This is a genomic window from Rhodobacter capsulatus, from assembly GCF_052363185.1.
In the GTDB taxonomy this organism is placed as follows: Bacteria; Pseudomonadota; Alphaproteobacteria; order Rhodobacterales; family Rhodobacteraceae; genus Rhodobacter; species Rhodobacter capsulatus_E.
This window is the reverse complement of record NZ_CP198955.1, coordinates 526,788-550,608: the sequence shown is the minus strand read 5'-3', so window position 1 is coordinate 550,608 and position 23,821 is coordinate 526,788. Positions and strand designations below refer to the sequence as shown.

The following is a 23,821-nucleotide window of genomic DNA, read 5'->3' as shown; positions in this document are numbered from 1 at the left end:
TAAGGAGCGAGGAAAATGGCGAGCTATTATCTCAACACGAACCAGCAACCCAACGGCGATTACGAAGTCCACACTGCTGGCTGCGGCTGGCTTCCCAGCCCTGCTAATCGCGAATACTTGGGCGAGTTCACCAACTGCAGCAGCGCTGTCGCCGAAGCAAAGCGCCGTCATCCGACGTGGTATCGCATCAACGGCTGCAAGCATTGCTGCCAAGCGTGCCATTCCACCTGAAAGGCATGACCGTGGCGACCCATCCCCCGAAAGGTGACAATCACCGCATCGGTGCCATCAAGGATCGTTCTCAAACCCAGACTCCCTCGGATCATTGGGTCAAGCGCGACACCGAAACGGGCCGGTTCATGGACGTCAAAACCTCTGACAAGACACCTTTCAAAGGCGTCCGCAAAGAGAAGTGACACCCTGCGGCGCGCCACAAGCGCGCCGCATTTTCTCAAAGGAACGGCACCAGCGGCACGCTGTCGCCGCAGGCCGCCAGAGCCAGCAGAAGTCCAAGCATCCAAACCTGTTTCATCGCGCCCTCCTTGGCTGCGCTCAGCCTACGCCCGCGACAAGCCGCGATGCAATCTCCCTTTTCTTTGCCCGGGCGCCCCACTAACCTGCTGCCATGCAGACCGATTTCCTCATTCTTGGCGGTGGCATCGCGGGGCTTTCCGCGGCCGCCCATCTCGCCCCCCTCGGCACGGTAACCCTGCTCGAGGCAGAGGCCGATCTGGCCTATCACGCCTCCGCCCGCTCGGCCGCGCTGTATGAACCGCGCTATGGCAATCCGGTCGTGGTGGCGCTCTCGCTCGCCTCGCAGGGCTTTTACGAAGGCTCGGGGCTGCTCACCCCGCGCGGGCTGATGGTGGTGGATGACGCCGACCACGAGGCCCGGTTCCGCGACCATCTGGCCCATTTTCAACTGGATACGCTGACAATCCCCGAGGCGCAGGCGCTCTGGCCGATCCTGAACCCCGCGACGGTGGCCTTTGCCGGTTATGCCGACCGGGCGAAGGATATCGACACCGACGCGCTTTTGGCCCGCTACACCCGCGAGGCCCGGGCGGCAGGTGCCACGATCCGCACCCGGTCCCGCGCCAGCCGGATCACCCGCAGCCCCACGGGCTGGGAGGTCGAGGCCGGGGGCGCCGTCTTCACCGCGAAGATCGTGATCAATGCCGCGGGCGCCTGGGCCGATCAGGTCGCCGCGCTGGCCGGGGTGCGGCCCCGTGGCATCACGCCGCTGCGCCGCTCGATGGCGCGGATCCCGGCGCCCGAGGGGATGGATGTGCGGCGCTGGCCGATGGTGATCGGCGGGGGCGAGGACTGGTACATGAAGCCCGACGCCGGGGCGCTGATCGTCTCCCCCGCCGACGAGGACCCGATGGAACCGCAGGACGCCTGGGCCGATGACATGGTTCTGGCCGAGGGTCTGGCGCGCTACGAAGAGGCGGTGACCGCCCCGGTGACCCGGCTTCTGGCGAACTGGGCCGGGCTGCGCAGCTTTGCGCCCGACCGCGCGCCGGTGATCGGCTTTGACGCCGCGGCGCCCGGATTTTTCTGGCTGGCCGGTCAGGGCGGCTATGGCTTCCAGCTGGCGCCTGCGGCGGCGGAACTGGTCGCCGATCTGATCGCGGGCCGCCCGCCCGCGCTGGACCGCGCGCTTCTGTCCGCCCTCGACCCGTCGCGTTTCGATTGACATTCCATGTTTTGAATATATCAAGGTCTCAAATAAGGAGGCCCAGATGAGCTACAAGACCAAGATCGAGACGATGCGCGGCGAATTGCGCGTGATGCGCAAGGTCATCCCCGAGGCGATGCGCGGCTTTGGCGAGATGGAAAAGGCCATCACCGAAAACGGGGTGATGGACAAGCGGCAAAAGGAATGGATCGCGCTGGCCATGGGCATCGCGCAGCGCTGCGAGCCCTGCATCGGCTTTCACATCGGCGCGATGATGCGCGCGGGCGGCACGCGCGAAGAGCTGGCCGATATCTGCGCCGTGGCGATCCAGATGGGCGGCGGCCCGGCGATGATGTATGCGGCCCATGCTTTGGCCTGCTGGGACGAGCTCGCCGCCGAACAACCGGGCACCACCACCGCCTGAACGCAAATCTCCGCCAGCCCGGCCACGCCCCCGTGACAGCGGGGGCGTTTTGCGTCACCCTTGGGCCAAATCAGACCAGCACGGGCAGGGGCAGGCATGCGGATTTCCACGATCCTTTTCACCACGGCGCTTTGCGCGCTGGTTCTTGGCTGCGGCGGCCGACCGGATTCCGGCCCGGTGAAGGGGCGGCTTGAAACCCCCGACCGGCTGGACGCTGCAGATCACCGCGCCCCCGGCCTGCCCGCGGGGTTCGGCGACACCGACCCGCATCCCTGGCAGGGAATCACCCCCGACCATTACGCGGTGCACGGGCTGGATGCCGCGCGCTATCAGGGCGCGATCGACTGGGCCGCGGCGCGGGGGGCCGGGGTGTCCTTCGCCTGGCTCAAGGCGACCGAGGGCGGCGACCGCGTCGATCCGGGCTTCGATCTGAACGCGGCGGCCGCCCGGGCCGCGGGCGTGCCGGTCGGCGGCTATCACTTCTTCTATTTCTGCCGCCCGGCCTCGGAACAGGCGGCCTGGTTCATCCGCAACGTGCCGAAAGTGGCGGGCGATCTGCCGCCGGTGCTCGACATCGAATGGAACCCCGATTCGCCCAGTTGCAAGCTGCGTCCCGAGGCCGCCAAGGTGCGGTCCGAAATGCGCACCTTCCTGAGTCTGCTCGAACGCCATTACGGCACGCAACCCGTTGTCTATACGACGCCCGATTTCTACGCCGACAACGATCTGGGCAGCCTGTCGGGGGTGGATTTCTGGCTGCGCGCGGTGACGGCGCACCCGTCCGAGCGCTACCCGGGCGAGCGCTGGACCTTCTGGCAATATACCGGCACCGGCGTCGTTCCGGGCGTGGGCGGCATCGTCGACATCAACGCCTTTGCCGGATCGCGCGGGGCCTGGGAAAGCTGGCTCGCTGCCCGCGCCCAGCGTTGAACGGAAAAAGGGGGGCGCTGCCCCCCTCTTGGCCTTCGGCCAATTCACCCCCCGGGATATTTGACCCAAGGTGAAACGCAGGGTTTCTTCTTGGCGCAAATACGCCCTTGCGACAGGGGCCAGAAGCGAACGGGCCGAGGTTGCCCCCCGGCCCGCCTGTTTCAGCCATCCTTGCGGATGCGGGCGTTCGTCGGGTCATGCGGGCTGTCTTCGGTGACGACCGCATCCCATTCTTTCAGCTGGATCTTCACCTTCAGCTTCGTGCCGACCTCGGCCAGATCGGGGCGGACATAGCCCATGCCGATCTGCTTGCCGAAGGCCACCGACCAGCCGCCCGAGGTCAGACGGCCGACCTTTTCGCCGTTGTGGATCAGCGCTTCCTTGCCCCAGGGATCGGTGTCCGAGGGCCCGTCAATGAGCAGCGTCACGCATTTCGCGCGGATGCCGGTATCGAGCATCGCCTGCTTGCCGCGGAAGTCCTTGGTGAGGTCGATGAAGCGGTCGAGCCCGGCTTCCATCGGCGTCGCGTCGCGGCCCAGTTCGTTGCCGAAGGCGCGGTAGCTCTTCTCCTGCCGCAGCCAGTTCTGCGCCCGCGCGCCCACCGGCTTCAGCCCGTGTTTCGGCCCGACCGACCAGATCAGATCCCAGAGGTAGCGGCCGAATTCGATCGGATAATGCAGCTCCCAGCCAAGTTCCCCCGTGTAAGCCACGCGGATCGCGCGGACCGGGCACATGCCCAGTTCGATGTTGCGGCAGCTGAGCCACGGGAAGCGCTTGTTGCCAAGCACGGTTTCCGGCGCCGCGTCCTTGACGATCTCGTTCAGGATCGCGCGGGCATTGGGGCCTGCCAGCGCATAGACGCCCCATTGCGTAGTGACATCATGGATGTCGATGTGACCGCCACCGGCCGCCATGAAGTCATCGGCCGATTTCTGCAGGAAATCATAGTCATAGGCGGTCCAGGCCCCGGCCGAGATCAGGTAGTATTCGTTTTCGGCCAGACGGACGATGGTGTATTCCGTCCGCGTCGTGCCGGCCTCGGTCAGCGCATAGGTCAGGTTGATGCGCCCCACGGCGGGCAGCTTGTTGCAGGTGAAATGGTCGAGGAAGGCCGTCGCGCCGGGGCCGCGCACCAGATGCTTGGTGAAGGCCGAGGCGTCGATGATCCCCGCCGTTTCGCGGATCGCTTGCGCTTCCGCGACCGCATGGGGCCACCACGCGCCGCGACGGAAGCTGCGGGAATTGTGGTCGAAATCGGCGGGCGCATCGAGGGGCCCGTAGTAGTTCGGGCGTTCCCAGCCGTTCACCTGCCCCATCTGCGCGCCCATCGCAAGCTGTCGCTCATAGGCGGGCGCCGTGCGCAGCGGGCGGCAGGCTTCGCGTTCTTCGTCCGGGTGGTGCAGGATGAAAACGTGATCGTAGCATTCCTCGTTCTTGCGCGCGGCATATTCGGTGGTCATCCAGTTGCCGTAGCGTTTGGGATCGAGGCTGGCCATGTCGATCTCGGCCTCGCCATTCACCATCAGCTGCGCCAGATAATAACCGGTGCCGCCCGCGGCGGTGATGCCGAAGCTGAAGCCCTCGGCCAGCCACATGTTGCGCAGCCCCGGGGCCGGGCCGACGAGCGGGTTGCCATCCGGCGTGTAGCAGATCGGGCCGTTGAAATCGTCTTTCAGACCCACGGTTTCCGAAGACGGGATCCGGTGGATCATCGACATGTATTCGGCCTCGATGCGTTCGAGATCGAGCGGGAAAAGATCGGCGCGGAAGGTCTCCGGCACGTCATAGAGGAACCGGGCCGGGGCGCCCTTTTCATAGGGCCCAAGGATCCAGCCGCCGCGTTCCTCGCGCACATACCATTTCGCATCGGCATCGCGCAGAACCGGGTGTTCCGGGTTGTTCTTGCGCCATTCCTGCAGCATCGGATCGGGCTCGGTGACGATGAACTGGTGTTCCACCGGAATCGCCGGGATCTTGATGCCCAAAAGCCGCGCGGTGCGCTGCGCGTGGTTGCCCGTCGCCGTCACCACATGCTCGGCATGAACGTCGATCAGCTCGCCCGAGCCGACAAGGTTGCCGCCCTTTTCGACCATCTTTTCCAGCGTCACGATCCATTCGGAGCCGGTCCATTTGTAGCCGTTCACCTGCAGCTTGCGGACAATGTCGACCCCGCGCTGACGGGCGCCCTTGGCCATCGCCTGGGTCACGTCGGCGGGGTTGATGTAGCCATCTTGCGGGTGGAAGAGCGCGCCTTTCAGATCGTCGGTCCGCACCAGCGGCCAGCGCTCCTTGATCTGCGCGGGGGTCAGGAATTCGTGATAAACGCCCGCGGTTTCGGCCACGCTCGAATAGAGCATGTATTCGTCCATCCGGTCCTGCGTCTGCGCCATGCGCAGGTTGCCGCAGACCGAAAAGCCCGCGTTCAGCCCCGTCTCGGCCTCCAGCTGCTTGTAAAGATCGACCGAATATTTGTGGATGTGGGTCGTCGCATAGCTCATGTTGAACAGCGGCAAAAGACCGGCCGCGTGCCAGGTCGAGCCCGAGGTCAGCTCGTCACGCTCGACAAGCATCGTCTCCCAGCCCGCCTTGGCCAGATGATAGGCGATCGAACAGCCGACGGCACCGCCGCCGACGACAAGGGCTTTGACATGGGTCTTCATCGGGCACTCCTGAAGCGTTTCCCCCGTTGTCGCAGGTTGGCCAAGCTTCGGGCAAGCGTTGCCGACATTTGATGGCGAAAAACGACACGAACCGGCCAAGATCCTCCGGGTTTACCATTTGGTGAGCTTTACCATGATCGGCAGCGCCCGCGGGTGTAGACTGGCCGCGTTCGTTGTTGTTCCGAGGCTGCCATGTCGATGATTGCGCCCATCTCTGCCGTCTCTGCCGTGCCTGCGGTCTCCCGGGGGGCCGACCGTGCTTCGACTGACCGGTCCGCCGCCGAGGCGGGCCCGGCAACGCCGCAGACCGCCGCGACCGCAGCCGGGGCCGGAGCGACCGCGGCCAGCCGCCAGATGGGCGAGGTGGTCCGCTCCTCGCTGACCGCCATGCGCGACGTCTCGCGCGAGGCGGCGAAAATGCCCGAAAACTCGGCCGCCGACACGATGAAGCGCGAAATCGCCAGCACCGAAAGCCAGCCCGCCGGGGCGGTCTATTCGGTGAAGAAGATCGCGGCGCAGGCCGAAGCCGAAATGAAGGTCCGCGAACCGACCCCGATCGAGGTGCTGAAGGATCAGCAGGCGGGCGGCAAGCCCGGCGGCAATGTCGAGGAACTGAACGCGCTGATCGAACAGACCTCGCCGCTGGCGCAAAAGACCGATCTGGCGCAGACGCGCGTCGATGTGAGCAAGCAGGACGATGCGCTGCGGCAGATGAGCGAAAAGGCCCTGGCCGAGGGACGCGCCCGGCGCGGCACCAGCCTGACCGACAAGCCCTCGGCGCAAGAACAGATGCAAAGCCAGCTGGCCGCCGCACAGGCGCGCGAGGGCGCCTATTCCACGCTGTCGCTGGCCGCCGTCAGCCCCGAACGCCAGCAGGGACGGGGGCGCACCGTCCGGCTGACGATGTGACCGCGACCGGCGGCGCGTGCTGTGAAAAGGGCGGCCCCGCGGCCGCCCTTTCGCTTACAGCATCCCCGGCACGACCAGATCCGGCGGCCGGTGGCCATCGGCAAAGGTCTTGATGTTCAGGATCACCTTTTCGCCCATCTCGATCCGGCCCTCGCGCGTGGCCGAGCCCATATGCGGCAGCGCCACCACATTGGGCAGCTCGCGCAGCGCCGGGTTGATATTGGCGCCGTGTTCATAGACATCGAGCCCCGCCCCGGCGACCTCGCCCGCCTTCAAGGCCCGCACCAGCGCGTTTTCGTCGATCACCTCCCCGCGCGAGGTGTTCACGATCACGACCGAAGGCTTCATCAGCTTCAGCCGCCGCGCATTGAGCAGATGGAAGGTCGAGGGCGTATGCGGGCAGTTCACCGAAATCACATCCATCCGCGCCACCATCTGATCCAGGCTGTCCCAGAAGGTCGCCTTCAGATCGGCCTCGGTCTCGGGGCGCAATTGCCGCCGGTTGTGATAATGGATCTCCATCCCGAAGGCGGCGGCGCGGCGGGCCACGGCCTGACCGATCCGGCCCATGCCGATGATGCCCAGCCGCTTGCCGCCGATCCGCCCGCCCAGATTCGCCATCGGCGCAAAGCCCTGCCAGTCGCCGCGCGCCATTTCCGCCAGCCCCTCGGGGATGCGCCGGGTGACGCCGAGGATCAGCGACATCACCATGTCGGCGGTATCCTCGGTCACGACGCCGGGGGTATTGGCCACCAGCACATTGCGCGAGCGCGCCGAGGCGACGTCGATATGATCGACCCCGGCGCCGAAATTCGCAATCAGACGCAAGCGGTTGCCCGCCGCCGCCAGCATGTTGGCATCGATGTGATCGGTCAGCGTCGGCACCAGCACGTCGGCCCCCTGCATCGCCGCCACCAGCTCCTCGCGGGTCATCTTTTCATCCGTCTCCCGCAAGGTGACGTCGAAAAGATCCTTCATCCGCGTCTCGACCACTTCGGGCAACCGTCGCGTCACGACAACACTCAGTCGCGGTGCGGGCATGGTTGTCTCTCCTCTCTTCCAAACTTGTGTGCTTGCGTGCAAATTGACCGTCAAAGGGGCAAGTTACAAGGCCCGGAGAGAGCAGAAATGACGATTTTTGGCGTGGCGGCGCAATTTTGTTGCGCGTCCGATTGCGGGCAACACCTGCGCGGCAGGCTGACGGGGCTGATTCTGGCCGCGGCGCTGGGACTGGGCGCGCCGCCTGCCCCCGCGCAGGAGATCGACGACGAGCCGATCCCCAGCGAGGCCGCGGTGGCGCAGGCGCTGGCGGCGCAAAACGGGCGCGGCCCGGTGACCAACCTGCCGCTGCCGCGCTTCGTCTCGCTCAAGGGCTCCGAGGGCAACGCCCGGCGCGGCCCCTCGCTCAGCCATCGCATCGACTGGGTCTTCACCCATCCCGGCATGCCCCTGCGGGTCACTGCGGAATTCGGCCACTGGCGCCGGGTCGAAGACCGCGACGGCGCGGGCGGCTGGGTACATTACGCGCTTTTGTCGGGCGTGCGCACGGTGATCGTCGAGGAGGACATGACCGAGCTTCACGCCCGCGCCGATGCGAAATCGGCGGTGGTGGCGCTGGCCGAGATGGGGGCGGTGGCGCGGCTCGAGGAGTGCACCCCGGACTGGTGCGAGATCAGCGCCGAGGAGGCCGACGGCTGGGTGCCGAAAACGGCGATCTGGGGCGTGGAGGCGGATGAAATCCGTGACTGAGGCCGGCAGATCGGCTAGGGACAGGGCCCGCACCCCAGCCCCGAGTCGCCGATGCCCTATGATGCCCCCTCGCAGAAACTGAACCTTTCGGCGGGCTTTGCCTCGGTCAGCGTCGCCGCGGTGCTGGTCGGGCTGAAGCTCTGGGCGCTTTGGGCGACCGGGGCCTTGTCGATCGCGGCCTCGCTCGCCGATTCGGCGATGGATCTTTTTGTCTCGGCGGCCGGTCTGGCGGCGATCGTCTATGCGGCGCGGCCCGCCGATGACGATCACACCTTCGGGCACAGCGCGATCGAGGATCTGGTCTCGCTCGGTCAGGCGATCTTCGTTGCCGCTTCGGGCGGGCTGATCCTCTGGGCCTCGCTCGAGCGGCTGATGGCGCCGGCGGTGCCGCTTGCGGCCGAGGGCGCGGGGATCGCGGTGATGGCGGTTTCGGCCGGGCTGACGGCGGCGCTGGTGCTGTGGCAACGCCGCGTGGCGCGGCTGACCGGCAACAAGGTCGTGGCGGCCGACATGCTGCATTACGTGGGCGACCTGCTGCCGACGGTCGGCGCCATTCTGGCGCTGTTTCTGTCGGCCCGCTTCGGCTGGGCGCGGGCGGACAGCGTGATCGCGATTTTCGCCGCGGCCTTGATGCTGCGCGGCGCGGCGCTGATCGGTGTCGCCAGCTGGCATGCGCTGATGGACCGCGCCGCCCCCGCCGATGTGGTGCAGGGCATCGCCGAGATCGCCGCGCTCTGGCCCGGCGTGCGCGGCTTTCACGACCTGCGCACCCGCACCGCGGGCGCGCGCATCTTCGTGCAACTGCATATCGAACTGGATGGCGAGCAGACGCTGGACGCCGCCCATGCGATCGCGCGCAGCCTGAAACGCGCCATCCGCGAGGCCTATCCGCAGGCCGATGTGATCATCCACATGGATGTCTGGCAAGGCTAGCCAAGGCGGGGGGCGCTGCCCCCCGGCCTCCTGCGGAGGCTCCCCCCGGGATATTTGCCCCAAGGTGAAAACAAAGCCCGGGCGCCCTTTCACCTTGGCGGAAATATCCCACGGGGGTGTGAAACCCCCGCACCCCCGTGGGATATGGCGGCTCAGGCCTCCACGAGGCCGCGCCCTTTCAGCAGCGCCTCGACCCCCGGGGTCTGGCCGCGGAAGGCCAGCCAGGCTGCATCGGCGGGCACCGATCCGCCAACCGAGAGGATGCAGCGTTCCAACCGCTCCGCCGTGGCCGGGTCGAAAGCGTCGCCGGTCTCTTCGAAGGCGGCAAAGGCGTCTGCATCCATCACCTCGGACCACATGTAGCTGTAATAGCCCGCCGAATAGCCGTCGCCGCTGAAGACATGGCCGAAATGCGGGGTCGCATGGCGCATGCGGATCGCCTTCGGCAGGCCGATCCCGGCCAGAACCTGCGCCTGCAGCGCCATCGGATCGGCGGGCGCCGCGCCCTCGTGGAAGGCCAGATCGACCAAAGCCGAGGCGACGAATTCCACCGTCAGGAAGCCCTGATCATAGGTTGCGGCGGCCAAGAGCTTGTCACGCAGCGCCTTCGGCATCGTTTCGCCCGTTTGCCAATGGCGGGCGTGCCGCTCCAGCACCTCGGGCACCTCCAGCCAATGTTCGTAAAGCTGGCTTGGCAGTTCCACGAAATCGCGCGCGACCGAGGTGCCCGAGACGAATTGATAGGTCACGTCGGAGAGCATCTGATGCAGCGCATGGCCGAATTCGTGAAACAGCGTCCGCGCATCGTCATAGGACAGCAGGCAGGGATCGCCCTTGGCGAAGTTGCACACGTTCACCACGATCGGCCGCGTCTCGCCGCCCAGTTTCTTTTGCGACCGCATCGCCGAGCACCAGGCGCCCGAGCGTTTCGAGGGCCGCGCGAAATAATCGCCCAGAAATACCGCGATGTGGCGGCCCTTGCGGCTGACCTCCCAGCCGCGCACGTCCGGGTGATAGAACGGCCCCTCGATCGGGCGGAAGGTGAGGCCGAAAAGCCGGGTCGCGGTGTCGAACATCGCTGCCAGCATGGCCTCGAGCGAGAGATAGGGTTTCAGCGCCGCCTCGTCGAAATCATGCTCGGCGACGCGGCGCTTTTCGGAATAATAGCGCCAGTCCCAGGCCTCCAGATCGCCATTCACCCCGTCCGCATGCATCATCGCGGTGAGCTTGGCCGCATCGGCCTCGGCCGCGGCTTTGGCGGGCGCCCAGACCCGCATCAAGAGATCGCGGACGTTTTCGGGCGTCTTCGCCATTTCGGGGTCAAGCTTGTAGGCGGCGAAACTGTCATAGCCCAAGAGTTTCGCCCGTTCCTCGCGCAGATTCAGGATTTCCGCCGCAATCACCCGGTTGTCGGTCGGCCCGCCATTCGCGCCGCGCGCGACCCAGGCCTCATAGGCCAATTCGCGCAGATCGCGGCGCGACGAGAATTGCAGGAACGGCACGATCAGCGAGCGGTTCAGCGTCAGCACCGGGCCATCCAGCCCGCGCTCGGCCCCCGCGGCTTTCGCCGCGGCCACGACGAAATCGGGCAGGCCCTCCAGCTCGTCTTCGGCCAGAGGGCGGAACCAGTCGCGTTCATCGGCCAGCAGGTTTTGCGAAAAGGCGGTCGAGAGAACGGCCAGCCGTTCCTTGATTTCCGTCATCCGGTCGGCCTCGGCGCCCGCAAGCGCCGCGCCCGAGCGCACGAACATCTTGTGATAAAGTTCCAGCACCCGGGCCTGTTCCGGGCTCAGATCGAGGTCGTCGCGCCTCGCCCAAAGCGTTTCGATCCGCGCGAAGAGCGGCCGGTTCATCGTCACTTCCGAGGCGAAACCCGCCATCTTCGGCGCCAGATCCCGCATCAGCGCCTCGCGCGCAGGCGTGCTGTCGGCGCCCGAGAGGTTGTAGAACACCCCCGCCACCCGGTCGAGCAGGCCTTCGGCCAGTTCCAGCGCCTCGATCGTATTGGCGAAACTCGGGGGCTCCGGGTTTTCCGCGATGGCGGCGATATTCGCGCGGGCCTCGGTCAGGGCGATGTCAAAAGCGGGGGCGAAATCGGCGTCGGTGATCGCGGCGAAATCGGGCAGCGCGAAGGGGCCGATGCCCTCGGCCAGAAGCGGATTGGTCATGGGGTCACTCCTTTGCGCCAAAGCTAGGCTGCGCGGGCGCAAAGGAAAAGGGGCGATGCCCGAAGCACCGCCCCCTTTCGCGTGATCGCAGGTTCAGGCCGCTTGCGCCGCCGTACCCGCGCCGAAGCGGGCGTAGAAACTGTCGCCCTTGGCCGCGATGTCGCGCAACAGCGCCGGGGCCTCAAACCGCGCGCCGTATTGGGCGGCAAGCCCGTCGCAGATCTCGACCGCCCGGGCCGCACCCAGAATGTCGAGCCAGGCGAAGGGGCCGCCCGACCAGGGCGCGAAACCCCAGCCCAGGATCGCGCCGACGTCACCCTCGCGGATGTCGGTCAGGACGCCCTGTTCAAAGGCGCGCACGGCCTCCAGCACCTGCACCATCAACAGACGATGCTGCACATGGGTCAGTTCAGGCTGATCTGCGGCGCGCGGGTATTGCGCCGCAAGACCCTCCCAGATACCGCCGCGCTTGCCCTCCGGGTAAGCGTAGAAGCCGGCATTGGCCTTTTTCCCAAGCCGCCCCTGCTCGGCCATCCAGAACACGACCTCATCGACCGCGCCATCGGGATAGGCCTCGCCCATCGCGGCCTTGGTCGCCTTGGCGATCTTCACCCCAAGGTCGATCGAGGTTTCATCGACCAGCTGCAGCGGACCGAGCGGCATGCCGACCAGCTTCGCGGCATTCTCGATCAAGACCGGGTTCACCCCCTCGGCCACCATGCGGATGCCCTCGTTGATATAGGGGATGATGCAGCGGTTGGCGTAGAAGAAGCGGGCGTCATTGACGACGATGGGCGTCTTGCGGATCGCGCGAACGAAATCGAGCGCTTTGGCCACCGCGACTTCGCCCGTGTCCTTGCCGCGGATGATCTCGACCAGCATCATCTTGTCGACCGGGCTGAAGAAGTGGATGCCGATGAAGTTTGCCGGGCGTTTGCTGGCCTTGGCCAGACCCGAGATCGGCAGGGTCGAGGTGTTGGTGGCAAAGATCGCCCCCTCGCCGATCACCGCTTCGGCTTTCGCCGTCACCTCGGCCTTGACGGCCGGATCTTCGAAGACGGCCTCGACGACCAGATCACAGCCCGCCAGCGCCGCGTAATCGGTGGTTGCGGTGATGCGATCCAGCACTTCGGCCTTTTTCGCCTCGGTCACCTTGCGGCGTTGAATGCCCTTGTCGAGGATGCCGGTCGAATAGGCCTTGCCGCGCTCGGCCGCGTCTTGCGTGCTGTCGATCAGCACCACCTCGATCCCCGCATTCGCGGCGACATAGGCGATGCCCGCCCCCATCATGCCCGCGCCCAGAACGCCCAGCTTCTGCACCGTCTGATCGGCGACCTTCGGCCGGTTCGCGCCTTTTTCGAGCGCCTCCTTGTTGATGAACAGCGACCGGATCATCGCGCCCGAAGACGGGTTCATCAGAACTTGCGTGAACCAGCGCGCCTCGATCCGCAGGGCCTGATCAAAGGGCACCAGCGCGCCTTCGTAAACCGCCGACAGCAGCGCCTTGGCGGCCGGATAGACCCCCAGCGTCTTCGCCGAAACCATGGCGGAAGCGCCGACATAGGTCATGAAGCCCGCCGGGTGATAGGGGGCGCCGCCCGGCATCTTGTAGCCCTTGGCATCCCAGGGCTTGACCAGATCGGCATCGGTCGCTTTCAGCACCCACTCCCGCGCCGCAGCCATCGGATCGGCGCAAACCTCGTCGATGATCCCCGCGGCCTTGGCGGCCTTGGGGTCGGAGAGCTTGCCTTCCAGAAGGAAGGGCGCCGCCATCATCGCGCCCATCTTGCGCACCAGCCGCGTCGTGCCGCCCGCACCGGGGAAGATGCCGACCATGATTTCGGGCAGGCCGATCTTCGCCTTCGGGTTCTCGGCGGCAAAGATGCGGTGGCACGACAGCGGCAGTTCCAGCCCGATGCCCAGCGCCGTGCCCGGCAGGACGCATGCGATCGGCTTGCCCCCTTTCAGCGTCTTCGGGTCCATCCCCGCGCGCTCGATCTTGCGCAGCGCGGCATGCAGCTGCATCACGCCGTCAAACACCGCCTGCGCGCCGCCCTCGCGCATTTTCGCGATGACATTCAGATCCATGCCCCCGGCGAAATCCTTCTTGCCCGAGGTGAGGATGATCCCCTTGCAAGCCGGATCGGCAAGGCAGCGATCGACATGGGAAACAAGCGTGGCCAGCCCCTCAAGGCTCATCACGTTCATCGACTTGCCGGGCACGTCCCAGGTGAGGGTGGCAACGCCATCGGCGCCAAGGTCACAGGTGAAATCGGTCATGGTTTCCTCCCTCAGACCCGTTCGATGATGGTGGCCGCGCCCATGCCGGACGCGATGCACAGCGTCGCAAGGCCGGTGGACAGATCGCGGCGTTCCAGTTCGTCCAGCAGCGTGCCGATGATGATGGCACCGGTGGCGCCCAGCGGATGGCCCAGCGCCATCGCGCCGCCGTTCACGTTGACCCGGTCCTGACCGACGTCGAACGCCTGCATGAAGCGCAGGACGACGGCGGCAAAGGCCTCGTTCACCTCGAAGAGGTCGATGTCGGAAATGGCCATGCCGCTGTCGCGCAGGATCTTTTCGGTGACAGGCACCGGGCCGGTCAGCATGATCGTCGGATCGGTGCCGATCTTCGCGGTCGCGCGAATGCGGGCGCGCGGCTTCAGCCCATGCGCTTCCCCGAAGTCCTTCGAGCCGATCAGCACGGCCGCCGCGCCATCGACGATTCCGCTGGAGTTGCCCGCATGATGGATATGCTCGATCCGCTCCAGATGCGGATATTTCAGCATCGCCACCTTGTCGAAGCCCGGCATCACCTCGCCCATGTCCTTGAAGGCGGGCTTGAGCTTGGCCAGATCCTCCATCGTCGTGCCCGGGCGCAGATATTCGTCGCGCTCAAGGATCGTCAGGCCGTTCTGATCGCGCACCGGCACGATGGACTTCACGAAGCGGTTCTCGGCCCAGGCCTCGGCGGCGCGGCGCTGGCTTTCGACCGCCAAAGCATCGGCCATCTCGCGGGTGAACCCGTATTCGGTGGCGATGATATCGGCCGAAATCCCCTGCGGCACGAAATTCGTCTTCATCGCCAGGCTGGGGTCCACGGCGATCGCCGCCCCGTCCGAGCCCATGGCGACGCGGCTCATCATCTCGACCCCGCCCGCGATATAGGCCGCGCCCGCCCCCGCCTTGACCTGATTGGCGGCAAGGTTCACCGCCTCCATGCCCGACGCGCAAAACCGGTTGATCGACAGGCCGGGGATCGACTGATCCAGACCCGAAAGCAGCACCGCCGACCGCGCCAGGCAGCCGCCCTGCTCGCCCACCTGGGTGACATTGCCCCAGATCACATCCTCGACCGCGTGACCGGTCAGGCCGTTGCGCGCGGCCACCGCATCCAGAAGCCGCGCCGACAGCGCCACCGAGGTCACTTCATGCAGGCTGCCGTCAGCGCGCCCCTTGCCCCGCGGCGTGCGGCAGGCGTCATAGATATAGGCTTCGGTCATCGCTCCTCCTCTGCCCGGACGAACCGGGCCTGTCCCGTCGCGGGAAATCCCGCGTCGGGACCCATATTGCAACGAATTGACGTGCGCGTAAGTAGCCTGGCGACAAAGTGGCGCAACGTCACGAAAGGCGCATGGAGGAGAGGTCGCAAAGAGGCGTATTTGGACCAAGAAAAAGCAGCAGCCAAGATGCGCCCCGGCTGACGGAGGTCACTCAAGCCTCTCGGGAAGATCATTCCCCGCGCCGGGGCGGCTTTTCCTTGGACGGTCATCGGCTCGCCAGCCTGTACCGTGGCTCCAGCATTGCGCAGCATGGTTAAGGACTCGTTTCGAGCCTGCTTTTTCTTGGTCCAAATACGCCCTTGCCGACCCCGGCCCCCGGCGCGCCCTCAGGCCTTGCGCGCCTCAAGCTCCGCCTTGAACAGCCGCAGCCGCACCGTCAGGTTCTCGGCATGCATGACCGAGTTGAAATGCTCGAAAACGAAGCACAAAGCCTCGTCCGGGCTCAGCCCGGCTTCCGCGGCGAAGCGGTGCAGCACGCGATAGGCGTCATTCGTCATCGAAACCGGAAAGCGGCGCGTCAGGCGCAGGCGTTTGGGCATGGGCGGGTCCTTTTTAGCCCCTCAGCCTAAGCCGAGGCCGCCCCGAAGGCCAGAGCCCCGGGCCCGCCGCCGTGATCTTGTGCCGCAGCCGCCGCGGATTGATCGGCGCGGCACTCTGGCGCTCAATCGCGGCGGGAAACAGGGCCACCGGCCCGGGAGGAAAACATGGTCGTGAAATTCTTTGGCGGCGACACCGTGCCGCTTGAAATGCACAAGGTGCGGGTGGTGCAAAAGCTCACCCTTGCGCCGATCGAGGACCGGCTGAAAGCCATTGCCGAGGCGGGCAACAACACCTTCCTTTTGCAAAACCGCGATGTCTTCATGGACATGCTGACCGACAGCGGCGTGAACGCGATGTCCGACCGGCAGATGGCGGCGATGATGGTCGCCGACGACAGCTATGCGGGCTCGGCCACCTACGAGAAATTCGCGGCGAAGCTGGTCGAGCTATTCGGGATGAACTTCATCCTGCCGACCCACCAGGGCCGGGCTTGCGAAAACATCCTGTCCCAGGTGCTGGTGAAGCCGGGCACGATCGTGCCGATGAACTACCACTTCACCACCACCAAGGCGCATATCGTGCTGAACGGCGGCTCGGTCGAGGAAATCCCCTATGACCGCGGCCTTGAGGTCACCTCGACCCATCCGTTCAAGGGCGACATGGACATATCGAAGCTCGAAGGCCTTGTCGCCACCCATGGCGCCGACAAGATCGCCTTCGTGCGGATGGAGGCGGGGACGAACCTGATCGGCGGGCAGCCGATCTCGATTGCCAACCTGCGCGAGATCCGCGCCACCTGCGACAAGCACGGGATGATCTTCGTTCTGGACGCCTCGCTTCTGGCCGACAACCTGTGGTTCAACAAGACCCGCGAAGACAGCTGCAAGGATCTGAGCATTGCCGAAATCACCCGGCAGATCGCCGATCTGTGCGACGTGATCTATTTCTCGGCCCGCAAGCTGGGCTGCGCCCGCGGTGGGGCGATCTGCATCCGCTCGGAAGAGCTTTACCGCAAGATGCGGGTGCTGGTGCCGCTTTACGAGGGCTTCTTGACCTATGGCGGCATGTCGGTGCGGGAAATCGAGGCGCTGACCGTGGGTCTTGAGGAAACCATGGACGTGGACATGATTTCGCAAGGCCCGCTTTTCATCGAATATATGGTCAACGAACTGGTGAAACGCGGCGTGCCCGTCATCACCCCGCCCGGGGGCCTCGGTTGCCATATCGACGTGATGCGCTTCCTGCCGCATATCCCGCAGTCGCAATATCCGGCAGGCGCGCTGGCCTCGGCGCTGTTTATCGCGTCGGGCATTCGGGGCATGGAACGCGGCTCGCTGTCCGAGCAGCGCAACCCGGACGGCACGGAAGTCTATTCGAACATGGAGCTGTTGCGGCTGGCGATGCCGCGGCGGGTGTTCACGCTCTCTCAGGTCAAATATGCCATCGACCGGATCGACTGGCTTTATCAGAACCGCGATCTGGTGGGCGGGCTGGTTTTTGTCGAGGAACCGGAAATCCTGCGCTTCTTCTACGGGCGGCTCGATCCGGTGGGCGACTGGCAGCAGAAACTGGCGGCGAAGTTCCGCGCCGATTTCGGCGACAGCCTGTAAATCCGAAAGGTCGGGGCCTTCGGGCCCCGATCCTCAGTCGAAGGTGCCGGTGACGCGGCCCAGCAGCATGAAGGCGCAGGCGGTGCGGGTCTCGGCCAGTTCCGCCACTTCCTGATCGCTGGCGTTTTGCTCGAATTCGGTAAAGGTGCGGTCGAACTGGCGCAGGAAATGATGCGCGGCGTCGCGAAAGATCGTGTCGGTGCGCATCCGCCCCGAGGTCAGCGCCAAGGACGAGCGATCCCGCACCCCGCCCAGCGCGGCGATCTCGCGGCCGCGCTCGCCCTTGGCGAAGCGGCGCCACAACTCGGGCCGGGCGCGGTCAGGCTTCAGATCGTCCATGTAGATGCCGTCCTGCGCCAAGAGGTTCAGCACATCCTGCGCCGCGCGCAGCAATTTCGCCATGGTCCGGTCTTCCAGCGCCCGGCGCAGGGCACGGAAGCCCTCCTTGTCCTCGGCATTGTCGGGAAACTGCATGGCGCGGATGAAATCGGCCATCGAAACCGGCGGCTTCATGTCCTCGGCGGGGGTGCCCAGCGCCAGCGTCGGCTGATCGTCGAGCGGCGCGGCGGGCATGGGCGTGGCCAGGGCCGCCTTGCGCTCGGCCGGGGGGGGCACCGACACACCCTCGCGCCGGGTCGAAAACGTCGCCAGCGCCGTTTCCGCCTGCCGCGCGGCAATCGCCACCTCGTCAAGCTTGCGTTCCAGCGCCTGACCGGCGCGGCTCTGGTTCTGGTTGAGCCAGGCCGAGCGCATCGCCTCGAGCGAGACCTTGAGCGCCTGCGCCTCGGCGCGCATCTCCTGCGCGGTGCGCGCGGTGATGGCGGCCACCCAGATCATCACCACCGGCAGCACGACGCCTACGACCGTCACCACCAGCGTGCCGACAGTCATCCCCGTCGCCTCGCCCGCGGGCAAAAACAGCCAAAAGGCGCCGACCAGCGCCAGCCAAAGCACCGTCAGACCGCCCGCCACCCATTCGGTGCGGCGCGGCGGCACGTCCGGTTGCGGCACGGGCGACCATGGCACCGCACCGCCTTCGGGGGTCTTGCGCTCGGACTGGGGCTCGCCCATCTCGCCACCCATGGCCGGGGTCCGCTTACAGGAAACGGACCGACAGGATTTCGTAGCTGCGTTGGCCGCCCGGGGTGCGCACCTCGACACTGTCGCCTTCGTCCTTGCCGATCAGCGCGCGCGCCAGCGGCGATTTGATGTTCAGAAGACCGCGTTCCAGATCGGCCTCGTGTTCGCCGACGATCTGATAGGTGCGCTCTTCCTCGGTGTCTTCATCGACAAGCGTCACCGTGGCCCCGAACTTGATCGAGCCCGACAGCTTCACCGTGTCGATCACCTCGGCGCGGCCCAGAATCGATTCGAGTTCCTTGATCCGGCCTTCGACGAAACTCTGTTTTTCGCGCGCGGCGTGATACTCGGCGTTTTCGGACAGATCGCCATGTTCGCGCGCCTCGGCGATCGCCTTGATCACGGCGGGCCGTTCGACGGACTTCAGCGTCTTCAGTTCCTCGTCGAGCACGTCGTAGCCGGCGCGCGTCATCGGTATCTTTTCCATGGCGGTCTTGACCTGTGCTGGCTGCCAATTCTTCTTCTTAGTCCTGTGAGGTAAATCCGCCAAGCGGGTCCGGTGTCAAGGGTGGCGGGGCGTTTTCCGCCGACCGGGTGCCGCATCCGGGCGGGCGTGACCTTTCTGCAGATGCGAAACATTGTTGCGTCGCGGCGCTGCGTAACAATTGCTTCATGTTCCCATTCGCGTTACCACGACGCCGGAACGCGCTGCTGCTGCCTGAACGAAGGAGCCCCCGAGATGGCCGAGATCGAACGCGAGTCGATGGAATACGATGTGGTGATCGTGGGGGCCGGTCCGTCGGGGCTTTCTGCGGCGATCCGGCTCAAGCAGATCGACCCGGATCTGAACGTGGTCGTGCTGGAAAAGGGCTCGGAAGTCGGTGCGCATATCCTTTCGGGCGCGGTTCTGGACCCGCGCGGCCTCAACAAGCTGATCCCGGACTGGAAGGACAGGGGCGCGCCGATCAAGACCCCGGTCAAGGAAGACAATTTCTTCCTGCTGTCGGCCGCCGGGCAGATCCGCATCCCGAACTGGCCGATGCCGAAGCTGATGTCGAATCACGGCAATTACATCGTCTCGATGGCGAATGTCTGCCGCTGGCTGGCCGAACAGGCCGAGGCGCTGGGGGTGGAGATCTTCCCGGGCATGTCCTGTTCCGAGCTCGTCTGGGACACGGACGCCGCGGGCAACACCCGCGTGGCCGGGGTCGTTGCCGGAGAGATGGGGCTGGCCGCCGATGGCACGCCCGGCCCGAACTACGAACCGGGGATGGAGCTGCGCGGCAAATACGTCTTCCTCGCCGAGGGCGTGCGCGGCTCGCTCTCCAAGCAGCTGATCGAGCGCTACAACCTCTCCGATGGCAAATGCCCGCAGAAATTCGGCATCGGCATGAAGGAAATCTGGGAGATCGACCCGAAGAAGCACCGCGAGGGCACCGTCAGCCACACGATGGGCTGGCCGCTTGACCACAATGCCGGTGGCGGGTCCTTCATCTATCACATCGAGAACAATCAGATTTACATCGGGCTGGTGGTGCACCTGAACTATCAGAACCCCTATCTCTACCCCTATATGGAATTCCAGCGCTTCAAGCATCACCCGATGGTGGCGCAGCTGCTGGAGGGCGGCAAGCGCGTGGCTTACGGCGCCCGGGCGATTTCCGAGGGCGGCTGGCAGTCGATCCCGAAACTGACCGTGCCGGGGGCGGCGCTTCTGGGCTGCTCGGCGGGCTTCGTGAACGTGCCGCGGATCAAGGGCAACCACAATGCCATGCTCTCGGGCATTGCCGCGGCCGAAGCCGCCGCGAAGGCGATCAAGGCCGGGCGCGCGGGCGACGAGCTCGTGGATTACGAGGCCGATGTCCGCTCCGGCGCCATCGCCAAGGATCTGATCCCGGTGCGCAACGTCAAGCCGATGTGGTCCTGGTGGGGGATCTGGGCCTCGATGTTCCTCGGCGGGCTCGACATGTGGACGAATTCGCTGCTGGGCTTTTCCTTCTTCGGCACGCTCAAGCACAAGAAGACCGATGCCGCCCATACCGGGCTGGCCAAGGATTTCGCGCCGATCGACTATCCGAAACCCGATGGCAAGATCAGCTTCGACCGGCTGACCAATGTCAGCTTCGCCTTTACCAACCACGAGGAAAGCCAGCCCTGCCACCTGCGGCTGAAGGATGCCGCGATCCCGCTGACGGTGAACCTGCGCGACTATGCCGAACCGGCGCAGCGCTACTGCCCGGCGGGCGTCTACGAGGTGCTGGGCGAGGGCGATCAGGCGAAGTTCCAGATCAACTTCCAGAACTGCGTTCATTGCAAGACCTGCGACATCAAGGACCCGTCGCAGAACATCACCTGGACCACGCCGCAGGGCGGCGACGGGCCGAACTACCCCAATATGTGAGTCTTGCGCGTCACATCGGCGTGTTGCGGGGGGGGCTTTGGCCTCCCCCGATTGCTTTGCACGATGGGCCCCGCTACCTTTTGCGTCAGCCCGATCAAAAGGACCCATCCGTGCCCTTCGTTTCCAAGCTCTCGCCTGCCCTGTGCCTTGTCGCCGCCCTTGGCCTTGGCGCGGCCCTGCCCGCATCGGCGACCCGGGCCGAGGATGCCGGGGCCTATCTGGCCGCGCAGGCCGCGGCGATGGACAGCAACCATGCCGAGGCGGCGCGCTATTTCGCCCGGCTGCTGGCCGATGATCCCGCCGACATGCGGGTGCAGGAAGGGCTGCTGGTCAGCCTCTTGTCGCTGGGCGAGGCCGAGGCGGCCCGCGATCTGGCGGCGCAGATGATCACCGCGAAGCCTCCGTCGCAGGTGGCGGTTCTGGTGATGCTGGCCGATGCGGCGCGCTCGGGCGATTTCGCCGCCGGGCAGGCGCTTCTGGAGGGCGGCGGCGATGCCGGGCAGCTGGTGGGCGGGCTTTACAAGGCCTGGGCGCTGGCAGGCACGGGCAAGATGTCCGAGGCGATGGTCTCCTTCGATGCGCTGGCCAGGATCGACGGGCTGGAGGGCTTCGCCTCTTATCACCGGGCGCTGGCCTCGGCGCTGGTGGGCGATTACGAAAGCGCGGAAGCGATCTTTTCGGGCAAATATGCCGATTACTTCGACGGCACCCGGCGCGGGGTGCTGGCGCATGTGCAGGTGCTGTCGCAGCTGGAACGCAATGCCGATGCGGTGGCGCTGATCGACCGGGCCTATGGCAATGCCCCCCCGCCCGAGATCGCCGCGGTCCGCAAGCGGCTGGACGCGGGCGAGACCCTGCCCTTTACCCGCATCGGCTCGGCCCGCGATGGCGTGGCCGAGGTGTTCCAGTCGGTGGCGCTGGCGCTGAATGCGGATTCGCTGCCCGGTTTCGCGCTGATCCATGCCCGGCTGGCGCTGTGGCTGAGCCCCGCCGATGTCGATGCGGCCCTGCTCTCGGCCGATATCCTCGAATCGCAGGACCAATACGATCTGGCGATTGCCGCCTATGCCGAAATCGGCCCGGACAATCCCGCCTTTTACGCCGCCGAACTGGGCCGGGCGCAGGCGATGGTGTCGGCCGGGCGGTCGGAAGCGGCGATCGAGGTGCTGGAACAGCTCACCCGCACCCATGCCACGCTGCCCAATGCCTGGTCCTCGCTGGGGGACACGCTGCGCCGCGAAGAACGCTATGCCGAAGCCGCCAAGGCCTATGACAAGGCGATCGCGCTGAGCGGCACGCCGCGTCCGGCGGATTGGAGCCTGTGGTATTCCCGCGCCATCGCGCAGGAACGCTCGGGCCAGTGGGAGGCGGCCGAAAAGGGCTTCCGGATGGCGCTGAAACTCTCGCCCGATCAGCCCATGGTATTGAATTATCTGGGTTATTCCTATGTCGAAAAGCGCCAGAACCTGAAAGAGGCGCTGCAGATGATCGAAAAGGCCGTCGCCGGGCGGCCCGATGACGGCTATATCACCGACAGTCTGGGCTGGGCCTATTACCGGCTGGGCCGGTTCGACGAGGCGGTGGTGCAGATGGAAAAGGCGGTCGAGCTGACCCCGGACGATCCGCTGCTCAACGACCATCTGGGCGATGTCTACTGGTCTGTCGGCCGCCAGCGCGAGGCCGAATTCCAGTGGCGCCGCGCGCTCAATCTGGGTCCGTCGAACGATCTTGATCCGGAGCGGGTGCGCCGCAAGCTCAAGGTCGGGCTGGATGTCGTGCTGAAGGAGGAAGGTGCCGCACCGCTGCACCCTGAACATGCGCAGAATTGACGTTTTCGCCCCGGCCAAGGTGAACCTGGCCCTGCATGTCACCGGCCAGCGCGCCGATGGCTATCATCTGCTCGACAGTCTTGTGGCCTTCTCGCCGGTGGGCGACGGGCTGACGCTCGCCCCGGCCGAGGGGCTTGGGCTGAAGGTCGGCGGCCCCGAAGGCGCGGCGGTGCCCGAGGGCCCGGAAAATCTGGTGCTGAAGGCGGCGGCGCTGTTTGGCGTGGGCGCGGCGGTGGGGCTGGACAAATGCCTGCCCGCGGCTTCGGGAATCGGCGGCGGGTCTTCGGATGCGGCGGCGGCCTTGCGCGGCATGGCGGCGCTGACCGGCCAGCCCCTGCCCGAGGCGGCGGCGGTGCTGAAACTGGGCGCCGATGTGCCGATGTGTCTGGACCCGCGCCCGGCCCGCACCCGCGGCATCGGCGAGGATCTGACCCCGGTCGCCCTGCCCGCCCTGCCCGCGGTTCTGGTCAATCCGCGCGTCGAAGTGCCCACGCCCTCGGTCTTCAAGGCGCTGAGCTGCAAGGACAATCCCCCCCTGCCCGAGATCCCGGCCTTTGCGGATGCGGGTGCCTGCATCGCCTGGCTGGCAGATCAGCGCAACGACCTGCAGGCCCCCGCCGTGGCGCAGGCCCCGGTGATCGCCGAAGTGCTTGCGGTACTGGCCGCCCTGCCCGGCTGCAAGCTGGCGCGGATGTCGGGATCGGGGGCGACCTGTTTCGGCCTTTTCGGCAGCGACGCCGAGGCTGCCGCGGCACAGGCCGTGCTGGCCCGCGCGCATCCGGGCTGGTGGAGCGCCCATGGCGCCTTGGGCGATCAGGCGCAGAAAGCCGCGCCCCAGATCAGGTGATCGCGGCGACGAGCCCGAGATAGCCCAGCAGCGTGCCCACGAGCACAAGGCCAAAGGGGAATTTGCGGTGCCCCCAGCTTTCCCAATCGGGCGTGGCCGCGCGCACGGCGGGAATGGCCCGGGCGATGCGATGCACGGCGAAGGCCAGGATCAGGCAGGCCTGCAACAGCAGGATCGCCAGCATCACCCGCCCCGGATCGGCGGAAAAGAACGGCGCGCTTGCGGCGGCGAATTTCACGTCGCCCATGCCCACGCCCAGCGCGATGTTCAGCAAAAGCCCGATGCCCAGAACCACCGGCAGATGCAACCAGCGCCAGGCCCAGACCTCAAGGGGCAGCACCAGCAGGCCGACGACGGCAAAGACCGCCACCAGCGCCAGCACGGCCGCATTGCGGATCTTCATGTATTTCAGATCGGTATAGCCGACCCAGAGGCAGATCGGCGCCACCGCGACCAGAAATGCCAGCGCCGCTTGCGACACGCTCAACCCCAGCATC

21 protein-coding genes are annotated in these 23,821 nt (G+C 66.2%); 12 read left to right on the top strand and 9 right to left on the bottom strand.

What is annotated here, in order from left to right:
* Positions 1–15 precede the first annotated feature (15 nt).
* From ACTTAG_RS02790 to ACTTAG_RS02770, 5 genes are all read left to right on the top strand, one after another.
* Positions 16–231 (top strand): hypothetical protein, encoded by a 216-nt coding sequence (locus tag ACTTAG_RS02790; protein WP_444464086.1) that lies wholly within the window; start codon positions 16–18, stop codon positions 229–231.
* Between the two features lie 5 nt (positions 232–236).
* Entirely contained in the window at positions 237–416 is a 180-nt protein-coding gene (locus ACTTAG_RS02785) for a hypothetical protein (RefSeq protein ID WP_444464085.1), read from the top strand.
* A gap of 209 nt (positions 417–625) precedes the next feature.
* On the top strand, positions 626–1,699 hold the full coding sequence (locus ACTTAG_RS02780) for an NAD(P)/FAD-dependent oxidoreductase (protein WP_444464084.1): 1,074 nt from the start codon (positions 626–628) through the stop codon (positions 1,697–1,699).
* Positions 1,700–1,745: 46 nt separating this feature from the next.
* A complete protein-coding gene (locus tag ACTTAG_RS02775; protein ID WP_074552981.1) occupies positions 1,746–2,105 on the top strand; it encodes a carboxymuconolactone decarboxylase family protein in 360 nt (119 codons plus the stop codon).
* Between the two features lie 96 nt (positions 2,106–2,201).
* A complete protein-coding gene (locus tag ACTTAG_RS02770; RefSeq protein WP_444464083.1) occupies positions 2,202–3,035 on the top strand; it encodes a GH25 family lysozyme in 834 nt (277 codons plus the stop codon).
* 161 nt (positions 3,036–3,196) lie between these two features.
* On the opposite strand, the gene ACTTAG_RS02765 is transcribed toward ACTTAG_RS02770, so the two are convergent.
* Positions 3,197–5,695, bottom strand: coding sequence for a GcvT family protein (locus tag ACTTAG_RS02765; RefSeq protein ID WP_444464082.1), 2,499 nt, complete (start codon positions 5,693–5,695; stop codon positions 3,197–3,199).
* Positions 5,696–5,887: 192 nt separating this feature from the next.
* Here ACTTAG_RS02765 and ACTTAG_RS02760 point away from each other — a divergent pair, with 192 nt between their 5' ends.
* Positions 5,888–6,604 carry a hypothetical protein gene (locus ACTTAG_RS02760; RefSeq protein WP_444464081.1) on the top strand — a complete coding sequence of 239 codons (717 nt, stop codon included), beginning with the start codon at positions 5,888–5,890 and terminating at the stop codon, positions 6,602–6,604.
* Between the two features lie 54 nt (positions 6,605–6,658).
* Here ACTTAG_RS02760 and ACTTAG_RS02755 read toward each other — a convergent pair whose 3' ends face one another.
* Positions 6,659–7,645, bottom strand: coding sequence for a 2-hydroxyacid dehydrogenase (locus tag ACTTAG_RS02755; protein WP_444464080.1), 987 nt, complete (start codon positions 7,643–7,645; stop codon positions 6,659–6,661).
* 87 nt (positions 7,646–7,732) lie between these two features.
* On the opposite strand from ACTTAG_RS02755, the gene ACTTAG_RS02750 reads away from it, so the two are divergent.
* Both ACTTAG_RS02750 and ACTTAG_RS02745 read left to right on the top strand, forming a co-directional pair.
* Entirely contained in the window at positions 7,733–8,353 is a 621-nt protein-coding gene (locus ACTTAG_RS02750) for an SH3 domain-containing protein (protein ID WP_444464079.1), read from the top strand.
* A gap of 51 nt (positions 8,354–8,404) precedes the next feature.
* Positions 8,405–9,286, top strand: a complete 882-nt coding sequence (locus tag ACTTAG_RS02745) for a cation diffusion facilitator family transporter (protein WP_444464078.1) — start codon at positions 8,405–8,407, stop codon at positions 9,284–9,286.
* 152 nt (positions 9,287–9,438) lie between these two features.
* Here the strand turns inward: ACTTAG_RS02745 and ACTTAG_RS02740 are convergent, their stop codons facing one another.
* From ACTTAG_RS02740 to ACTTAG_RS02725, 4 genes are all read right to left on the bottom strand, one after another.
* Positions 9,439–11,454, bottom strand: coding sequence for a M3 family metallopeptidase (locus tag ACTTAG_RS02740; RefSeq protein ID WP_444464077.1), 2,016 nt, complete (start codon positions 11,452–11,454; stop codon positions 9,439–9,441).
* Positions 11,455–11,547: 93 nt separating this feature from the next.
* Positions 11,548–13,734 (bottom strand): 3-hydroxyacyl-CoA dehydrogenase NAD-binding domain-containing protein, encoded by a 2,187-nt coding sequence (locus ACTTAG_RS02735; protein ID WP_444464076.1) that lies wholly within the window; start codon positions 13,732–13,734, stop codon positions 11,548–11,550.
* Positions 13,735–13,745: 11 nt separating this feature from the next.
* On the bottom strand, positions 13,746–14,957 hold the full coding sequence (locus tag ACTTAG_RS02730; protein ID WP_444464075.1) for an acetyl-CoA C-acetyltransferase: 1,212 nt from the start codon (positions 14,955–14,957) through the stop codon (positions 13,746–13,748).
* Between the two features lie 386 nt (positions 14,958–15,343).
* On the bottom strand, positions 15,344–15,556 hold the full coding sequence (locus tag ACTTAG_RS02725; RefSeq protein WP_444464074.1) for a hypothetical protein: 213 nt from the start codon (positions 15,554–15,556) through the stop codon (positions 15,344–15,346).
* Between the two features lie 165 nt (positions 15,557–15,721).
* Here ACTTAG_RS02725 and ACTTAG_RS02720 point away from each other — a divergent pair, with 165 nt between their 5' ends.
* A complete protein-coding gene (locus ACTTAG_RS02720; RefSeq protein WP_444464073.1) occupies positions 15,722–17,167 on the top strand; it encodes a tryptophanase in 1,446 nt (481 codons plus the stop codon).
* A gap of 33 nt (positions 17,168–17,200) precedes the next feature.
* Here the strand turns inward: ACTTAG_RS02720 and ACTTAG_RS02715 are convergent, their stop codons facing one another.
* Together ACTTAG_RS02715 and greA are read right to left on the bottom strand one after the other, a co-directional pair.
* Positions 17,201–18,238 carry a hypothetical protein gene (locus ACTTAG_RS02715; protein WP_444464072.1) on the bottom strand — a complete coding sequence of 346 codons (1,038 nt, stop codon included), beginning with the start codon at positions 18,236–18,238 and terminating at the stop codon, positions 17,201–17,203.
* A 25-nt stretch (positions 18,239–18,263) separates the two neighbouring features.
* On the bottom strand, positions 18,264–18,734 hold the full coding sequence (gene greA, locus ACTTAG_RS02710) for a transcription elongation factor GreA (RefSeq protein WP_013066258.1): 471 nt from the start codon (positions 18,732–18,734) through the stop codon (positions 18,264–18,266).
* A gap of 252 nt (positions 18,735–18,986) precedes the next feature.
* On the opposite strand from greA, the gene ACTTAG_RS02705 reads away from it, so the two are divergent.
* From ACTTAG_RS02705 to ACTTAG_RS02695, 3 genes are all read left to right on the top strand, one after another.
* Entirely contained in the window at positions 18,987–20,648 is a 1,662-nt protein-coding gene (locus ACTTAG_RS02705; RefSeq protein ID WP_444464071.1) for a 4Fe-4S dicluster domain-containing protein, read from the top strand.
* A 110-nt stretch (positions 20,649–20,758) separates the two neighbouring features.
* Positions 20,759–22,477, top strand: a complete 1,719-nt coding sequence (locus ACTTAG_RS02700) for a tetratricopeptide repeat protein (RefSeq protein WP_444464070.1) — start codon at positions 20,759–20,761, stop codon at positions 22,475–22,477.
* The gene (locus tag ACTTAG_RS02695) at positions 22,464–23,324 is read left to right on the top strand and encodes a 4-(cytidine 5'-diphospho)-2-C-methyl-D-erythritol kinase (protein ID WP_444464069.1); all 861 of its coding nucleotides are present in this window, start codon (positions 22,464–22,466) and stop codon (positions 23,322–23,324) included. Before ACTTAG_RS02700 ends, ACTTAG_RS02695 begins: the two co-directional genes overlap by 14 nt.
* On the opposite strand, the gene ACTTAG_RS02690 is transcribed toward ACTTAG_RS02695, so the two are convergent.
* Positions 23,317–23,820, bottom strand: a complete 504-nt coding sequence (locus ACTTAG_RS02690; RefSeq protein ID WP_444464068.1) for a prepilin peptidase — start codon at positions 23,818–23,820, stop codon at positions 23,317–23,319. The genes ACTTAG_RS02695 and ACTTAG_RS02690 overlap by 8 nt on opposite strands.
* Position 23,821 lies beyond the last annotated feature (1 nt).

What these genes read in the sequence shown, in the direction of transcription:
- ACTTAG_RS02790 (WP_444464086.1), top strand. Translation starts at nt 16, where the DNA reads ATGGCGAGCTATTATCTCAACACGAACCAGCAACCCAACGGCGATTAC.
- ACTTAG_RS02785 (WP_444464085.1), top strand. Translation starts at nt 237, where the DNA reads ATGACCGTGGCGACCCATCCCCCGAAAGGTGACAATCACCGCATCGGT.
- ACTTAG_RS02780 (WP_444464084.1), top strand. Translation starts at nt 626, where the DNA reads ATGCAGACCGATTTCCTCATTCTTGGCGGTGGCATCGCGGGGCTTTCC.
- ACTTAG_RS02775 (WP_074552981.1), top strand. Translation starts at nt 1,746, where the DNA reads ATGAGCTACAAGACCAAGATCGAGACGATGCGCGGCGAATTGCGCGTG.
- ACTTAG_RS02770 (WP_444464083.1), top strand. Translation starts at nt 2,202, where the DNA reads ATGCGGATTTCCACGATCCTTTTCACCACGGCGCTTTGCGCGCTGGTT.
- ACTTAG_RS02765 (WP_444464082.1), bottom strand. Translation starts at nt 5,695, where the DNA reads ATGAAGACCCATGTCAAAGCCCTTGTCGTCGGCGGCGGTGCCGTCGGC.
- ACTTAG_RS02760 (WP_444464081.1), top strand. Translation starts at nt 5,888, where the DNA reads ATGTCGATGATTGCGCCCATCTCTGCCGTCTCTGCCGTGCCTGCGGTC.
- ACTTAG_RS02755 (WP_444464080.1), bottom strand. Translation starts at nt 7,645, where the DNA reads ATGCCCGCACCGCGACTGAGTGTTGTCGTGACGCGACGGTTGCCCGAA.
- ACTTAG_RS02750 (WP_444464079.1), top strand. Translation starts at nt 7,733, where the DNA reads ATGACGATTTTTGGCGTGGCGGCGCAATTTTGTTGCGCGTCCGATTGC.
- ACTTAG_RS02745 (WP_444464078.1), top strand. Translation starts at nt 8,405, where the DNA reads ATGCCCTATGATGCCCCCTCGCAGAAACTGAACCTTTCGGCGGGCTTT.
- ACTTAG_RS02740 (WP_444464077.1), bottom strand. Translation starts at nt 11,454, where the DNA reads ATGACCAATCCGCTTCTGGCCGAGGGCATCGGCCCCTTCGCGCTGCCC.
- ACTTAG_RS02735 (WP_444464076.1), bottom strand. Translation starts at nt 13,734, where the DNA reads ATGACCGATTTCACCTGTGACCTTGGCGCCGATGGCGTTGCCACCCTC.
- ACTTAG_RS02730 (WP_444464075.1), bottom strand. Translation starts at nt 14,957, where the DNA reads ATGACCGAAGCCTATATCTATGACGCCTGCCGCACGCCGCGGGGCAAG.
- ACTTAG_RS02725 (WP_444464074.1), bottom strand. Translation starts at nt 15,556, where the DNA reads ATGCCCAAACGCCTGCGCCTGACGCGCCGCTTTCCGGTTTCGATGACG.
- ACTTAG_RS02720 (WP_444464073.1), top strand. Translation starts at nt 15,722, where the DNA reads ATGGTCGTGAAATTCTTTGGCGGCGACACCGTGCCGCTTGAAATGCAC.
- ACTTAG_RS02715 (WP_444464072.1), bottom strand. Translation starts at nt 18,238, where the DNA reads ATGGGCGAGCCCCAGTCCGAGCGCAAGACCCCCGAAGGCGGTGCGGTG.
- greA (WP_013066258.1), bottom strand. Translation starts at nt 18,734, where the DNA reads ATGGAAAAGATACCGATGACGCGCGCCGGCTACGACGTGCTCGACGAG.
- ACTTAG_RS02705 (WP_444464071.1), top strand. Translation starts at nt 18,987, where the DNA reads ATGGCCGAGATCGAACGCGAGTCGATGGAATACGATGTGGTGATCGTG.
- ACTTAG_RS02695 (WP_444464069.1), top strand. Translation starts at nt 22,464, where the DNA reads ATGCGCAGAATTGACGTTTTCGCCCCGGCCAAGGTGAACCTGGCCCTG.
- ACTTAG_RS02690 (WP_444464068.1), bottom strand. Translation starts at nt 23,820, where the DNA reads ATGCTGGGGTTGAGCGTGTCGCAAGCGGCGCTGGCATTTCTGGTCGCG.